15 protein-coding genes and 1 riboswitch are annotated in these 16,217 nt (G+C 43.2%); of the genes, 1 reads left to right on the top strand and 14 read right to left on the bottom strand.

The window, feature by feature from the left end; translation table 11 throughout:
- Window positions 1-14: 14 nt before the first annotated feature.
- The 3 genes from AB3489_RS07560 to AB3489_RS07550 are packed head-to-tail and all read right to left on the bottom strand — an operon-like array spanning window position 15 to window position 3,507.
- Window positions 15-2,369: an ATP-binding protein gene (locus tag AB3489_RS07560; protein WP_368292368.1), complete on the bottom strand. Its 2,355-nt coding sequence runs from the start codon at window positions 2,367-2,369 to the stop codon at window positions 15-17.
- The gene (locus tag AB3489_RS07555) at window positions 2,359-3,306 is read right to left on the bottom strand and encodes a polyprenyl synthetase family protein (protein WP_368292367.1); all 948 of its coding nucleotides are present in this window, start codon (window positions 3,304-3,306) and stop codon (window positions 2,359-2,361) included. The genes AB3489_RS07560 and AB3489_RS07555 overlap by 11 nt, the downstream gene beginning before the upstream one ends.
- 6 nt (window positions 3,307-3,312) lie before the next feature.
- Window positions 3,313-3,507, bottom strand: a complete 195-nt coding sequence (locus AB3489_RS07550; protein WP_368292365.1) for a hypothetical protein — start codon at window positions 3,505-3,507, stop codon at window positions 3,313-3,315.
- 336 nt (window positions 3,508-3,843) lie between these two features.
- On the opposite strand from AB3489_RS07550, the gene AB3489_RS07545 reads away from it, so the two are divergent.
- Window positions 3,844-4,296: a hypothetical protein gene (locus tag AB3489_RS07545; RefSeq protein WP_368292363.1), complete on the top strand. Its 453-nt coding sequence runs from the start codon at window positions 3,844-3,846 to the stop codon at window positions 4,294-4,296.
- A gap of 13 nt (window positions 4,297-4,309) precedes the next feature.
- Here AB3489_RS07545 and AB3489_RS07540 read toward each other — a convergent pair whose 3' ends face one another.
- The 11 genes from AB3489_RS07540 to mutY form a co-directional block, all read right to left on the bottom strand.
- Complete coding sequence (locus tag AB3489_RS07540) at window positions 4,310-4,990, bottom strand: alpha/beta hydrolase (protein ID WP_368292361.1); 681 nt, start codon at window positions 4,988-4,990, stop codon at window positions 4,310-4,312.
- Window positions 4,991-5,302: 312 nt separating this feature from the next.
- Window positions 5,303-5,623, bottom strand: a complete 321-nt coding sequence (locus AB3489_RS07535) for a heavy metal-binding domain-containing protein (RefSeq protein ID WP_368292360.1) — start codon at window positions 5,621-5,623, stop codon at window positions 5,303-5,305.
- A gap of 102 nt (window positions 5,624-5,725) precedes the next feature.
- Window positions 5,726-7,399 (bottom strand): diguanylate cyclase, encoded by a 1,674-nt coding sequence (locus AB3489_RS07530; protein ID WP_019226741.1) that lies wholly within the window; start codon window positions 7,397-7,399, stop codon window positions 5,726-5,728.
- Between the two features lie 60 nt (window positions 7,400-7,459).
- Window positions 7,460-7,545, bottom strand: a riboswitch (cyclic di-GMP riboswitch).
- Window positions 7,546-7,717: 172 nt separating this feature from the next.
- Entirely contained in the window at window positions 7,718-8,212 is a 495-nt protein-coding gene (locus AB3489_RS07525; protein ID WP_019226740.1) for a DUF5668 domain-containing protein, read from the bottom strand.
- Window positions 8,213-8,290: 78 nt separating this feature from the next.
- Complete coding sequence (gene aguB, locus AB3489_RS07520) at window positions 8,291-9,172, bottom strand: N-carbamoylputrescine amidase (RefSeq protein WP_368292358.1); 882 nt, start codon at window positions 9,170-9,172, stop codon at window positions 8,291-8,293.
- 226 nt (window positions 9,173-9,398) lie between these two features.
- Window positions 9,399-10,430 (bottom strand): agmatine/peptidylarginine deiminase, encoded by a 1,032-nt coding sequence (locus tag AB3489_RS07515; RefSeq protein WP_368292356.1) that lies wholly within the window; start codon window positions 10,428-10,430, stop codon window positions 9,399-9,401.
- Window positions 10,431-10,614: 184 nt separating this feature from the next.
- On the bottom strand, window positions 10,615-12,297 hold the full coding sequence (locus tag AB3489_RS07510) for an AMP-binding protein (RefSeq protein ID WP_368292355.1): 1,683 nt from the start codon (window positions 12,295-12,297) through the stop codon (window positions 10,615-10,617).
- A 13-nt stretch (window positions 12,298-12,310) separates the two neighbouring features.
- Window positions 12,311-12,859: a helix-turn-helix domain-containing protein gene (locus AB3489_RS07505; protein WP_019226736.1), complete on the bottom strand. Its 549-nt coding sequence runs from the start codon at window positions 12,857-12,859 to the stop codon at window positions 12,311-12,313.
- A complete protein-coding gene (locus tag AB3489_RS07500) occupies window positions 12,852-13,574 on the bottom strand; it encodes a PilZ domain-containing protein (protein WP_368292354.1) in 723 nt (240 codons plus the stop codon). Before AB3489_RS07500 ends, AB3489_RS07505 begins: the two co-directional genes overlap by 8 nt.
- Before the next feature lie 398 nt (window positions 13,575-13,972).
- On the bottom strand, window positions 13,973-14,911 hold the full coding sequence (locus AB3489_RS07495; RefSeq protein WP_368292352.1) for an AEC family transporter: 939 nt from the start codon (window positions 14,909-14,911) through the stop codon (window positions 13,973-13,975).
- 142 nt (window positions 14,912-15,053) lie between these two features.
- On the bottom strand, window positions 15,054-16,154 hold the full coding sequence (gene mutY, locus AB3489_RS07490) for an A/G-specific adenine glycosylase (RefSeq protein WP_368292350.1): 1,101 nt from the start codon (window positions 16,152-16,154) through the stop codon (window positions 15,054-15,056).
- Window positions 16,155-16,217: the final 63 nt, after the last annotated feature.

Genomic DNA, 16,217 nt, shown 5'->3' with positions numbered 1-16,217 from the left:
TGTATCTTAATATCTTAATATACCGGTATTGTTGCTTGGAGTGTTGTCCCACGCTCAAAGCCGGAACTGACCAGCATTTGTCCGCCCAAGCCCTCAATACGTTCTTTCATGATTGCTAAACCGAAATGTGCCCCGCCTAACGATCCTTTTTCAAGTTGATCAGGATCGAAACCTTGTCCATTATCCTTCACCGTTAATTCTAATTTATCTCCACTTAGTTCAACACGGACTGTCTGCTTCTTTGAACCGGAATAATGCAGGGAATTGATTATTCCTTTTTGTATGAAGCGGTAAGCGGCTATTTCGATATCCTCTGGAAAACGATCGTCTAATCCAATTCCTTCTGTTTCCAGCAGAATGAAACTTGGCTCCTTCAGCATAATATCCTGAGACAGCAATTGTATAGCAGGAATTAAACCCAAATCCACTAAAACTGGCGGAAGCAAATTGTGAACCGTTTGATTTAGGTCATAGTTCAGATCATTAATCAGATCCCTCATCCGCGAAATTGCCTGCTGGAACATCTCATCATCCAGATTTTCCTTTTCGAGTATTTTCAGCCAACGGCTGATATCCAGGGCGCTCTGTACCGGACCATTCAATATTTCTTTGGCTACTCTTCCTTTGCCTCGTTCAATCATTCGAATTAAGGAATTGGTAATATGCTGAAGTTCCCGGTTTCTTTTCTGCGAGCACCAGGATGTTAGGGTCAAGGCATTAATATCCTTGGTCAAGTTGTCGATAATCAGCAGCATTAGCACTTCGTAGGCCAACTGACCGGCAAGCAAAGTAAGAAAAGGCAATTCGGACTTTTCAAATTTAATATGGGAATAGCGGTGCCCAAAGAAAATGCCGCAAGTGGAATTTTGGGAAACAAACGGCACAAAAATCTCAGCGGGACAATCATCCGAAAGAAATCTTGCTTCCAAATCTTGTTTTTGGTTTCGACTAAAATACGCTTCTAATTCGGACTGTTCTTGACGGTTTTTTCTAAACCGGCCGACCGCTTTTCTCAAACAGCCGGTCTGTTCATTTTCAACAATGATGAACACCCCGTCAATTCCTAACGTTTTGACAGCTTCTTCAAAAACATGGTCTTCAGAGATAAGGGAGGTCACGCTTTTGTTTAACTCCGCAACCCTTTGTTTCAAGCCGATATTTGTTTGGAAAAAGCTAAGCCTTTCCAATAATTTGCTGATAATTAGCCGAATAAAAAAAAGACAAACAAAAAACAGCAAGGATAGGAAAAACGCAGATAAATAAAATTCGATATTAATAGTATTGATAATTTTACAAAAGTAAAGAGCGTACAAGGCAATTAAACTAATAAAAATTATTGTAAGGAAATTGGTAATTATTATTTTATACAACCTTCGGCTGTCCGGCAAATACTTGTTAACAATCGCATAATATAAAGAGACTGGCACGGCAGAAACAAAGATGACACTAATCTCAGTGTAACCTAGCTTGTGCATATTAAAAATTGTTGGAATGGCTATTAATACTACGCTCGGCGAGAAACCAATCACCATTCCGGTTAGGACAATCCCTGCTTCATTTTTTTCCGGCCGGTCTTTGTGTAGCCTCATGACTTGGACCAGGTTCCATACCGAAATAAGAATTCCGATAAGCATATTGGACAATGCCAGTTTTCTGATAAAACTCGCAAGATGGACTAACCCCAAAGACTGTAGGACAGTTAGGATAAGAATAATCGTAGATAGAATAACAGCGATTTTACAGCCGTATGTATTGATCCAATTTTTATTAAGAACAGGAAAAACGGAAAAAAAAGCAATCAACAATACAGGTGCTGCCGAAAACGCTATATACTCCAATTCTTTGGCGAAAAACAGACAACGGCCGGAAGCGTAGGTAAGAAGAATCACCAAGCCAAACAACCATAGCAGCCAGAATAAAATACGGGCCTGTCGCAGAAAAGGGCGTTTAATCCAGGTCAAAAAACCTAAAAGCCAAAAAATGAACCCTAAAAGAAACGTAGGGCTTTCGCTCATAACTGTGAGTAAATCAAAGTGTTTGGGTATTATAATCTCCAGAACTGAAAGTTCACCCGGCTTACAAAATTCAATCGAGGAAGCTCCTTCCATTAGATTCCATTTTTGAACTATATGGTGTTCCCCTGGGGCCCCCCCGTTAATTTTCAGGATCTGGTCCCCCAGCTCAATACCGGAGCGATAGCCTTCTCCGTGAGTATCGCAAAATGTTATCCGCCATTGATCATTGACGTTCTCTAAATTTAGCCCAATGTAAGGTTGCTGTAGGCAAGCAGCAAAATAAACCAGCCCCAACACAATAAAGACGATACTCGCAATATAATAAATTTGCCGGTTAATGAATCTATCCCACAAGATTGATCATCTTCTCCTTCTGTTTTTCCGGAACAGGAATGGTCTCTAGAATTTCCCGAGCTTTTTGACGGTAAATTTCAAACATTACGGAGCAGTACTGGGCAACCCCTTCTTCGGTAGCTATCTGCTTTAACAGATGTTTTTCTTTATCTCTAAACGCTTGTGATTCTCCGGTGTAACATTGTGTTAAACGCTTAAACTGTCCGGCTGTTTCACCCTTGAGTGTATGACATAAATACACATACGGTAGGGTTTTCTTATTGTTAACAAAATCTTTCTTTTTTTCAAAATCCAGAAAATCATTGAGATCGTTACGGATTTGGTTCATAATCCCGAAGTTGAGACCAAACTTGGCCATGGACTCTGCAAGCGTTTCCGTGGCATTTCCAAGGATGGCCCCAATTTTACAAGCACAAGCAGTTATACTGCCGGACTTTTGCCTTACCATATCAAAGTATTGTTCCAGCGATACCCGCTGGCTGTCAGTATAGAGAAACTCCAGGAACTGCCCGTTACTGGCCGTGGTTCCCATACGCTGCAGCGCTGTGCTGACTTCCCTGTAAATCCTATCATCCGGTATTGCGGCTATAGCCTCAAAACTCAGCATTAAAAGACAATTAGCCAAGTTAATGGCATTGGCCTCAGGGATCTGACGCCAGGGCAAATCATCATGATCCCTGTCCTGGATATCATCAAAAATATCCGCTGCCAGGGCAAAGAACTCCATACTTATGGCCCCTGGCAGCGCAGTCTCCGTTTCCCCGCCTATACACTCACAACACATACTGGTCAAATGAGCCCACCTAAACAACTCACCCGTTGGGCTGTCGGCATTTAGCGAAGCTTGGATTATTCGGCCCATTTCCAAACACAGTCCGGATGACCTTAAGATTCTTATAATTTCGGCATCAATAACTTGATCAGGCTGAAGGATCATGGCTTATTACCACGTCTCAAGGATACCAACTTCAATTGCCACAGTACCCCCGGATACTTCGCATCGAGAAAAAACATTTTGTATGACAGAGAGCTCACTGGGTTTTACAGCATTTTTACCATACTTTTCATCCTTGGTCATTAAATTCTTGGGATTTTTGACGCACTCGTGAACAAAATTGGCAATACCTTCATAGTTCATCCTGAAAACCCCTTTCGTAAATAAAAAAAATTTACCATTTGTCTTACTGAAAGTAGTCTTTGTCAAAGTTTTCATTCATTCTGATGAATTCCCTTCAGCTTGATCATTCATAAGGAAGATTCTTCAAATAGCGCCATATTCCTTTAGCGAATTTTGGGATGTTTTGTCGAATTTTACATTTTGTCCCATGACAGTTCAAAAAAATAAAAGCCCTGCCCCGACTGCGGTGGGCATGGGCCTCCTAAAACTCATCATAGGAATTGCAAAAAATACTTGTAAAAATGTTTATATTGGGAATACTACGCTTGAACATTATGATAAAAGGTAGTGCGAGCGATGAAATACGATAAACCTACTTTAGCTATGTTTATGGGAGCTTTATCCACGGTTCCCTATGAAATCGTGACAAGAATCCTCATGACTTTTGGGTTTGCCAAGTATAGTGTATATCAGCTCACTAGCTTTATGATAACACTGGACAGGCCTAATGTTATCCTCGGAGCGATATATTCCATCATATTAGGTTGTGTATTATCTCTTGTTTTTTATTACGCACTTAAATTCTTAGATCATGACTATTTTATAATCAAAAGTATCGGCATTAGTTTATTAAACTGGTTAACATTAGAAGTCATTTTCATGTGGCTTATTGAAGGGCGTAACTTTATTCCGCATAGACCTATCAATGATTATTATTCAGAAATGATCGGTTCAATTGTGTTTGGGATTACGCTAGGACTACTGTTTCGCTATTATTTATTTAAAGGTTATAAGAAAAGCGCATCATAGGAACATTTTGCAATCACATTTGCAAAAAATCTTCAATACATAGCATCACCTGTTCAGCCGTCGGACTTAGAAGGATCAAATGACCGCCTTTTGGGAAATACTTAATCTTTTTCCTGTCCGAAGACACATGTTTATTGATATAATCCACACTCTTTCTTCTTACAGTATCATCATCTTCAGCCTGAATAATTAGGATTGGACAATTTATTTCCTTTAATTTTGGCTTTGTTTGGTGTAGTAATAATAAAAATTGGATCATAGACAAAAACGGTGAGATCTTTTTTGCTTGTAAATATCTCTTGATATGGTTAGGCTTCTTGTTCTTCATATCATCCGCAATATTACGAAACACTTGGTATATATTCCAATAAAAGATGGGGGTATTGATTGTCACAATACCCTTAATATCATATTTACAAGCAAGATTAAATGTAATCAGCCCTCCCATGGAGAACCCTATCAGCAGAATTTCTTCCCCAATTTCTTTCAATCTTAAAAGTTCACGTTCAGCAGAATCTATCCAGTCCATGTAAGTTGATTTTTTCATTTCATGTCTGGTTGTTGAATGACCTTTTAATATAGGGCAAACAACATCATAACCAAGAGCAGTCAAATATTCGGCCAAAGGCTTTACTTCGTGTACCCCGCCACCAAACCCATGAATGATTAGGCATTTCGTTTTCTTATTATCCATAGAGCTCACCTATCATTGTCCCTATTTTTACCTGTCACATTTATGATATAAATCGATATCTTTATTATGTTCCAAAATTATAAGAAAATCATCACAGCGATACAGAGTAACCATTATTTTTTATATTTCTCTTTTTTAGCGATCGTTCCTCTTCAATTTTATATAAGCTTGCAGACAAAATCTTTCTAAATTCTACAATATCTGAACTCTACATTATTTTTCCGTTGATTGCAGGACGCTAAAATTGTTCTGCATTGCAGAAAAGATACCCGCCGGTTCAAAACCCGCGGGTATCTTTTGAATATTTGGGGGTTATTCCACTCTTACGGCGGTTCCGGAAGCGCTGACCATCAGCATACTGCCGTTCGCTCCGATGACTTCATAATCCAGGTCGATGCCGACTACGGCATTGGCGCCCACCTGGAACGCCCGGTCTTCCATTTCGCGCAGGGCAATATTGCGGGCTTCCTGCAGCTTGCCTTCATAAGTCCCAGAACGACCACCGATCACATCGGTTATACTCGCAAAAATATCACGGACAATATTAGCCCCCATTATGGCTTCTCCGGTGATCACCCCGTGGTATTCGGTGATCCTGCGTCCTTCTACGGACGGTGTCGTTGTTAAAATCATGTTGGTTTCCTCCAATAACTCTATTTCATAAGGCTAACGTTACTATAAGTATATCATTCCAAGTATTTATTTATATTCATATTCCTCTCCGCCTTTTGACGGCTACCTATCATTCACAACAAGGTCTTCCTGCATAATCTTGTTAAAAACAGTAACCAGATACGGATCAAATTGTTTGCCGGCGCACTTATTGATTTCAACAAGTGCACTATAGGGGTCCATGGCCCGTTTATAGGGCCTTTCATGCGTGATCACATCGTAGGAATCAACAATAGAAACTATCCTCGAGAACAGCGGGATTTCATCTTCTTTCAGCCCCTGCGGGTAACCTTTTCCATTCCACCATTCATGATGACCGAGAACGGCTTCTGAGACATGCGCTAATTCCCTGGACGACTGCGTGATCCGATAGCCGATTTCGGAATGTTTTTTCATAATGCTCCATTCTTCCGGGGTCAAGTCACCTTGTTTTTTTAAGATTTCCCCCGGAACACCTATCTTGCCGATATCATGCAGCATTGCAACTTGGACCAATTCGACGATCTCTCTTGGGGACAGGCCGATCTGACTGCCGAATTTACTGACCAGACTTTTCAGCCTCATGACATGGGCTTCCGTCTGATAATCTTTTTCCCAGAGCAGTTTTTCCAGGAACTCGATGATGGCAAGGCGGGATTTCTTGCTTTCATTTAATTTGTTGCTATACATTTTTTCCTCAGCCTGGCTGATCATTTTTGCCAGGGGTTGTTCCCTGTTCTCATAAACCGTCAGGCCAAACGAGATATCTATTGGTACCGTTTGCGGGCGGGAGATTTTTAAATTATTTTTAATATTGTTTAAAAACACGCCGGCCTGATCAAGCGGCACACCAGGCATGATAATGATAAATTCGTCCCCGCCCCATCGGATAATCACATTCTCAGTGCCGATCGTCTCTTGCATGATTCTGATCCCGTCAGCAAGCAATTCATCCCCTTTTTCATGACCAAAGGTGTCGTTGATCAGTTTCAGACCATTAAAATCCCCCATGGCCAATGTTGCAGGCATGAGGGTTTTATCAAGGAAATCTTCCAGCACATTTTCAAAATAGGTACGGCTGTAGGCCCCCGTTAATTTATCATAAATGACAAGTTTTCTGATATTTGCTTCTTTGCTTTCGAGCTCCTCCCGGATGCTTTGAAAATACAGGGCCTGCATATTAAGATAAGCAAGCAGACCAACAACACCGGCAACTAAATAACCTACAGACGGTGAAATAACGTTAATTAATTTGCACAACGGATAAAGTAAAATCGACAAGGCCCAAAAAATATAGGTATAGCCAAGTATTATTCGGATCGGGCCTTGTGGTGTTTTTGCTTTTAAGCATGTCATAGCAGCTTTGGATAATAATGCAATGATCCAGACAACAGATAGAAGTAAAAGAGCGGTTGCCGAGATTCCCTGAACAGCAATACATATAAAAGCAACGATCAGAAAGCCCGTGCCGATATCCCAAAACACCGGGTAGCTTCTGCTAAAAAACAACAGCGTACCCTTGAATATCAGCCAGTACCCTGCGATCGAAGAGGCATAGTTGATAATCTGAAGCACCACGGACGGGCTGTCGGTTTCCAGCAATGCAGTTCTGGAAAGATAGGTTATCATGAGCATCAAGACAGAAAGACTCCATGCTAAGAAATAATGTTTCTTCTCGGAAAAATATAAAAATCCGTAAGATATCAACAAGACCAGGGTAATTGAAATACTGGCTGCAACGATGGAATCCGCTGTCATATTAAATCCCCTCCTCAGAAAAAAAAATCGCGGCCAAAGCAGCCGCGGTTTTCATCTTCTGTGTGCAACCCGACTGTCAATATGCTTCAGCACTTAGACTCGTAGCTTTGCGTCCCTGCTTTTCAACAGGTTTGCCAATGGATCATATGATTTTAACTCAATTATAGTAAAATACACGAAATCTGTCAATAAATGTATGAATAATCAATAAATGTATGAATATTCAGAGTCTGACTATTCATACATTTATTGATTAATATTATGCAATAGATATTATCATCCAGATCAGATTCTTCTTACATGGTTTCCAAATTTAGTTCATGTTTTTTTCCTTTGGATGATCAGGATCAGACCTGCCAGAATCAGCAGGATCGGGACCACCAGGCCTAGATCTATATAGCGCTGAATTGACGTTACAAACATCCCAGTAAAGGATATGCACGCTAGAGCGGTTAGAATAAAAACAGGCACCAGCAGACCGCGCGGGCGTCCGGAAAATAAATAGAGTTGAAATAGACCGACTGCAACAGCCAGCGGATAGACCGGCCAGGTATATCCGGAAAATTGCCAGTGTGTAAAAGTCTCAAAGATGAACAACAGACCAATAACGGTAAGGATACCACCGGGAACTAGCAATCCGGGGCTTTCTTTCTTACTGAAATAGTTGAATTCAAAAGCAAGCCCGAGAATAAGGATCAATACCGGCCAAAGAAATTCCATACTGAAGATTTGCCAGTTGCCAAGATTATCTATAAGCAGCAAGCCTCCTGTAAGGATTAGAATGATTCCCCAAAATAAGCCGCTTTTGTTCATATAGAGCCTCCTCTCACCTTATAAAGGTTAATAAGATACTCGAGATTTAAGAACTACAAATTCGTGTTAGATAATGGATTATTTTGATAAATAAAGTTCCCCGTCGTAGGAAGAAATCCTTCCATATAGATCAGGCCGGCGGTCTCTAAAGATCCCCCACTCCAGCCGCTGAACCTCGAGCTGGTCCAGATCAAATTCCGCGATTAGAACCGCTTCTTCGTTTCGTCCAGCCTCCGCTATCTTATTACCCTGCGGTCCGGCAATGAAAGAAGAACCATAGAAGGTGATTTTGGAATCATCCTCTTCCTCGACACCAATCCGGTTGGATGCGACCACAGGGATCAGGTTCGCGGCAGCATGGCCGAGCATGCAGGCCTGCCAATGGTCTTTGGAATCGATCGCCTGATCCATCGGTTCTGAACCGATGGCTGTCGGATATAACAGGATCTCCGCCCCCATCAGGGTCATGCAGCGGGCAGCTTCCGGGTACCATTGATCCCAACAGACGCCGACTCCAATCTTGGCGTAGCGCGTTTGCCAGACTTTAAAGCCTGTATCACCGGGGTTAAAATAGAATTTTTCCTCATAGCCCGGCCCGTCGGGGATATGACTCTTTCTGTATTTGCCGAGGATATCACCGTCCGCATCGATCATAGCAATCGTATTATAGCGCGCATAGTTTTTCTTCTCATAAAAACTGATCGGCAGGACGATCTCCAGCTCTCTGGCAATTTTCCGGAAATGTCTGACTGCTTGATTATCTTCTAGCTCTGCTGCATAAAGGTAAAAATCCGATTTTTCTTTCTGACAAAAATACGGGGTTTCGAACAACTCCTGCAATAGGATGATCTGCGCGCCCCGGGCCGCAGCCTCCCTGACCAGTGTCTCCGCCCCGGCAATATTTTCTTCAACGTTACTGGTGCAGCGCATCTGGGTTGCTGCCACTTTGACGTTTCTCATCGTTAAATCCCTTCCCTACTGCCTATTCAGTATGTTCTGAACCTAATCTTACAGGTGTCTCTACTATTTTGTTAATTTGTATGCATTTTCTATTTTACATGATGCAGAAAAAAACCACAACGCAGAAGAGCGCAACATATAAAAGATGCATCTGTTACGCTCTCCTCTTCGTTTATATTTTATTTCAGACTTTGGTATATATTGTTGGGTAATTCATACATTCACCTTAAACTTTTACCGCAGGCATCTGCTGGGTGGTACAGTGAACATTGCCGCCTTCCCCAATAATTGCCATTCCATTAATGGTGCGGATCCGTCTTTCTGGAAAGATCCCGCTCAGGGTCCGAATAGCCAGGGCATCTGTTTCGGCAGCCTGGCCGCCAAATACAGGTAAAATAATTCCGCCGTTGACAAAGTAAAAGTTCAGATAACTCAGCGTCAGGCGTTTACCGTCAGCAAATACGGCGGGAGGCTGTTGTATTGGGATGATTTCAAGGGTTCTTCCTCTGGCGTCCGTTTCGCGGTTTAACACTGCGAGGTTTTCCCGGGTAATCGCATAATTCGGATCGCAAGGGTCATCACAGACCTGAATCAGGATTTTGCCAGGCGAAGCAAAACAGGCGATATTGTCGACATGTCCGTCTGTTTCATCTCCACATAAGCCTTTTCCCAGCCAGATGACTTTGTGGATACTCAAATATTTCTTCAATAGTTCCGTAATCTGCTCCCGGGAAAGATCAGGGTTGCGGTTCGGATTGAGCAGGCATTCGGCCGTTGTCAAGAGTGTACCTTCTCCATCCACGTGCAGCGAGCCGCCTTCCATAATCAGCGGCGCATCAAATGGTTTCAGGCCGAGGTGCTTCAATATTTGCGGTGCGACCTGGTTGTCCAGATCCCAGTCCGGATATTTGCCGCCCCAGGCATTGAAGTGCCAGTTGATGCCGGCTATATCTCCCTGATCATTGACGATAAACGTCGGCCCGTTATCCCGAAGCCAGGCATCATTATGCGCCAACGGCAGGAGCTCGATCTGCCTGTTCCGTAAGCGGCCTTCGAGCAGCAATCGTTCTTTGGGGTTTACCAATACGGTGACGGGTTCAAATTCCCCGATAGCTCGAATAATGTCGGTATAGCCCTCGCAAACAGCCTCGTAATTTTCCGGATGGCACATTGATGCCCCGACCGGCCAGGAAATAAAGGTACGTTCGTGTCTGGCCCATTCCGCAGGCATTCTATATTTTAAATCGCTCGGAAACATCAGTTTATCCTTTCTTTAGCAACAACATATATCCATCATTACTTTCAAATCTACTTTTGTCATGATGATTATTTATGGTTCATTTTACATGAAAATCCAACTACTTTTCAAGGCATAAAATCACCCCACGATAATTGTGGGGTGCATCAGACAATATTCAATGATTGATGGGTATACGTTAAAGTTATTCTTTATCTTGAAACTTTTCCGTGTCTTCACGCCGGATCTGGGCGCGTTTGATCTTGCCGCCGATCGTCTTCGGCAGTTCGTCGACAAATTCAAGAATTCTCGGGTATTTATACGGAGCCGTCACCTTTTTGACATAGTCCTGAATCTCTTTTTTTAGCAATTCAGAGGCCGTATAGCCTTTGGCCAGCACAACGGTCGCTTTGACGACCGTTCCCCTGACGGCATCCGGCGCGCCGGTCACAGCACACTCCACGACGGCTGGATGTTCGATCAACGCACTTTCAACTTCAAAAGGACTGATCCTGTAGCCGGAAGCCTTGATGACATCATCATTGCGGCCAACAAACCATAAAAAGCCGTGTTCATCCCAGTAGGCCATATCCCCTGTGTGGTATGTATCGTCATACCACACTTTATGGGTAGCAGTTTCATCCATGTAGTACCCGCAGAACAATCCGGCAGGTTTATTGGAATCAGCCTCGCGGATGACCAGTTCTCCTTCGACTCCCGGAGGGCATGGAGCTCCGTTTTCATCGACCACATCGATCTTGTAAGCCGGGTTCGGTTTGCCCATTGCTCCCGGATAGATATCCAGCCATTCAAAGTTGGCAACCAGCACGGTTGTCTCGCTCTGGCCAAATCCATTTAAGATGCTTAAGCCGGTAATGCTTTTAAAACGGTTAAAGACATCCGGATTTAAAGGTTCTCCGGCTGTGGAGCAGTGAACAATCGAGGACAGGTTATATTTTTCGAGATTGTGTTCAAGCAGGAAACGATAAATGGTCGGCGGTGCGCAAAACGTAGACAGCTTATATTTTTGCATCATTTCCAAAAGCTTTTCAGGGATAAACTTATCCATATCATAGACAAACTGCACCGCACCGCAAATCCACTGGCCGTAAATTTTCCCCCAGCCGAATTTAGCCCAGCCGGAATCGGAAACCGTCAGGTGCAGCCCGCCGTCCACGACGCGCTGCCAGTATTTAGCCGTCACAATATGACCAAGCGGATAGGTGAAGCTCTGAATGGCCATTTTTGGCATGCTCGTGGTCCCTGAAGTGAAATAGATGATCATTGTATCGTCATTCGTTGTCGCGTCAGCACCTGTGGGCCGGACCCAGTTTTCGGAAGCAGCCTCCATGCTGCTGTCAAAATCAACCCAGCCGGGACGCTTAGCACCGACCAGAAACAGCGTCTGGAGCGTTGATGATTCTTCCCTGGAAGCTTCGACATGGTCGAGAATTACCGGATCATGATAGGCGATGATCGCTTTAATCGATGCGGCATTATTTCGATAAATAATATCCTTCTGCGTAAGCTGATTGGAAGAAGGAATATAGATCGCGCCGATTTTGGCCAGAGCCAGAATCGCTATGTACACTTCATAACGCCTTCTCAGGATCAGCATGACTTTGTCGCCTTTACGAATCCCGGCTTCGCTTAACATGTTCGCCGTTTTATTCGAGTATTTTTTCAGATCGGCAAAGGTAAATATCCGTTCATTATCGTGGTCGTCGCACCAGACCAGCGCTGGACGCTCTGGTTCCAGACGGGCATATTCATCGACGATATCATACGCAAAATTGAAATTGTCAGGTACTTTCACTTGATAATTCGCACAAAAATCTTCATAAGAATCAAAATCGGTTTTCCCGATATATCTTGAAGCGAGGTTCATCTGTTCACATCCTTTATAAAAGTATGACGGTTAAAAATTTTGCTGATCTTTTTTCGAGGGCCAGCATTTTATGTGGAATCAAAGAATTAAAATACAGAGAGTCTCCCGGGTCCAGCACATATTCCATACTGCCGATGATGACTTTCATCTTGCCTTCCAGACAGAAATTGAATTCCTGTCCGTGATGGGAAACAAGTTCAGGACTATTTTCTGCATCCAGGGTCACCAGCAGCGGTTCAATTTTTCTGTTAACGTACTGATAAGCCAGACTCTGGAAATCATACTGGTCATACCGTTCAACTTTGAGACCCTTACCCTTTTTGATGAAGCAGACATCATGCAGTTTGGGCGAGACACCGGTAAGAACATCCGTTAAATCGACTTGATAACAATCGGCAATTTCATAGAGAATACTGATCGGAATATCATCTTCGCCTTTTTCATACTTCAGATATTCTTGAACAGGCAGTCCGATTTTACGTGCAGCCTCTTCTTCGGCCCAACCGGTAAGTAATCTTAAGCCTTTAATTCTTTCGGCAATATCCCTCACCTTTTCATTCATCTTTCAAGCCTTCCTTTCGCGTGAAATAGTGGATCATGTAATGATCCTCGAGGTACAGCCAGCGGGCCTTACAGCTTTGTTCCTGCACAACGGCATTTGTCTCGAGAAGATGATCCGCTTTTTTGGCATCTTCCAGCAGGCAGAATGGGCAGGCATGATGCCGTTTGGCGACCGTGGAATAACAGCGCTCGCCAAGTTTGACACCGCTGTCCTGCGCTGCCTTATTTGTGGCAACAACGATCCGGCGGCTCGTAATCAGATAAGCCGGCTCTTCGATCAGCTCCAAGCCCTTGACAAAGCATCCGATGTATTTTTGTTTGCGTAAATCAAGCTGAATCTTCATAAAGCGGGTATGCTTGATTTTATATTGATTCAGACATCGGGTGATCCGGCTTTCATCTTTCTGGGAATGAAAAAGGAATTTCATCCCGTATTCAAAGCCGTCATCTTTGGGGGTCTTGCGAATAATCAGCGCATTAAATGAAAATTCTTCATTTTCAAACGTAAACATGATATCGATAATGACAATATTGACAGGAATATCCACTGGGATAAAAGCATATATCCCGCCTGTGCTCAAATCCAGGATTGCAATCGGAAATGTTTTCTCCACTTCGACCTTCCGGTTGTTAATCGAGGAAATCTTCGCTGTGGCTGGAATATCATGGATCAAATCGACACGGAAATACTTCCGCTTTTCCTGAAAGTCTTCCATCCAATCACCTCATGAAACTGTTTGAAAATCATGTCAATACGTTTTTCTGATAAATACCATTTTACATGATGTTGGATAGAACCACAACGAATGTACCCGCAAAAATTTGCGAATAATATGCCACGGATGAGTCCGGACAAAAAAATACCAAAGTCCAAACATTGATTTGGAGACTCTGGTATTGCTAAAAAACACAATGCAGAAATATTGAGTTTTATCGTTACAAGTTTTACAGATTATTTTCCGGATAAAGTGTTTCGGGTTTCTTTTCTGTTTTTTTCTTTTTTTGTTTCATAATATTCTTTGGATTTTTGTCGCCCATACCGATCCTCCCTCACATGTTATAGGATCATTTTATCCATATTATGGATATTCTATACATTGTAAGAGGGATGCTGTTAAAAATGAGACAGCACAAGTATCAGCAATGGAATTGATAAACAGCTAAGCAAGGTTGAAATCAGCACCGTCTGTGATGCCAGACGTGCATCATTTTTGTATTCAATCGCCATTAAAACCGTATTGGTTGCAATAGGCATGCCGGCCATGATGACCGGGATGGCAATCAGCCACATCTGATCAATCTGAAAGATATATTTGACCAAAACCAGGGTTAATAACGGCATCACAAGCAATCTGACGACCGACAGGATATAAATGCCGATATCACTGAACATCTTTTGGAGCGGCAGTTCACTTAAGGTCGCCCCGATGGTCAGCATTGACAGAGGAACACAGGTATTTCCGATCGCATCGATCGTGCCGGTCATGAATTCGGGCAGCGGAACAGCGGTGATAAACAGAATGAACCCGATGATACTCGCACCCACGCCCGGATTAATAACCTTTTTCAGGTTTAACCTTGCAGGATGCCCGGTTTTATCCGTATTCATAATTTTAATGCCGAGCGTATACAACAACAAGTTAAACATAATATTGTAGATCGCAGCATAAAATATTGCTTCTTTGCCATAGAGCGCCTGAAATATTGGAAAGCCTAAAAAGCCTGTATTTGCAAAAACAATTCCAAAATTAAAGATGGCTTCTCTGGTCCGATCTTTGGTCAGGATCTTCGCTGTCAGTTTCCCGACGAGAAAGGCAAGACCGTAACAGGGTATCGTAAGCAAGAAAACAAAAAGTGCCGTATGCAACCTCTCCGTAGTAAAAGAAACTCTCATCCCGGACAGGATCAGGGCCGGAAGTGCAATTGTCAGAACAAATTTAGAAAAAACCTGAGTCGCTGCCGGTGGAATAATCTTCACTTTGGCCAGGACATAACCCAGTAAAATCGTTAAGAACAAAATCCCCAGTTGATTATAGACGCCTTGTAGTTCCACTTTTCTCTCTCCAGTATATTAGATTCAATACTTTATGAAGGTTATACAGCTGATTATTATATCATAAAAGACATAGGCTATGGAATCCATTATCTGCATTCCTGCTTCCGAAAAAAGAAAATTCCTGTATGTGCAGGAATTTTTACGTTGTATGACCTTTACTGTGCATAAGCAGAAGGGCTTTTTGAAATGCCTTCGGAATCGGCAGGTCCTTCAGTTTCTCCCGGGAAATCCAGGCAAGCCCTGATTTTACCTCCGAGTCCGGCTTGAGCGAGAACAAAATGACATCCATTTGCCAGATCTGATGTGTGAAAACATGTTGAATGCTGCCCAAGTGTTTGATCGGTCGGAGATCTAACTCCCAGTCGCGACGGAACAGTTCTTCCGCAGAAGAAGCAGATTCCTTTTGGACGAGCGGCAGTCCCCACATGTTGCCGAGCAGCTGTGTATTGCTGCGGTACTCCATTAGAATATCCCCGTCGTTACAGACAAGCGCCGTCCAGTAATCGAAGCGGGCCGCTTTTTTTGCTTTCTTTTTAACCGGCAGGATAGTCTCCCTGTGCGTACGATGGGCGGTACAGACGGTACGCCAGGGACAGTCCCGGCAACCGGGAGTATCGGGTGTACAGCACATTGCGCCAAGTTCCATCAGTGCCTGGGTAAAATCCCCTGCCCTTTCCTTGGGAATCATTTCTCTAATTATTTCAGCAATTTGCTTTTGCGTTTTTTGCTGGCTAATGTCAGCTTCAAGTCCCAGAAGACGGGTTGCGACCCGCAGTACATTTCCGTCAACAGCCGGATAAGGCAGATTGTAAGCGATGCTTGCAATAGCTCCAGCCGTATAGTCACCGATTCCTGGCAAAGCGCGGATTTCCGGATAAGTGCGCGGAAAATTCCCGTTGTACCTATCACGGACCGCGATGGCAGCCTGATGAAGGTTCCTGGCCCGACGGTAATAACCAAGACCTTTCCATATGGCTAAAACGTCCCCCTCGTCCGCGTCAGCCAGGCTGCCAATATCCGAGAACCGTTCCAGGAACCTCAGGTAATAATCTATAACCGTATCGACCCGTGTTTGCTGAAGCATGATTTCCGATAACCAGACCGCATAAGGGTCGTTCGTTCTTCTCCAGGGCAGATCCCTTTTATTTTGGTCATACCAGGTCAATAATAACGCAGCAATCTCTGACGGTTTCTCCTGAATATCTTTTGGTTTATCTACTAGATCCGCTAATTTATTCAAGCTGCCTCCCTGTTATTCGCCTCGATGTTTGATATTGCTAATTACATGCATTTTAGAGTTAAC

The organism is Dehalobacter sp. TBBPA1, assembly GCF_040931655.1.
In the GTDB taxonomy this organism is placed as follows: Bacteria; Bacillota; Desulfitobacteriia; order Desulfitobacteriales; family Syntrophobotulaceae; genus Dehalobacter; species Dehalobacter restrictus.
The sequence above is the reverse complement of the archived record's forward strand: the minus strand, read 5'-3'. Positions and strand labels throughout refer to the sequence as shown.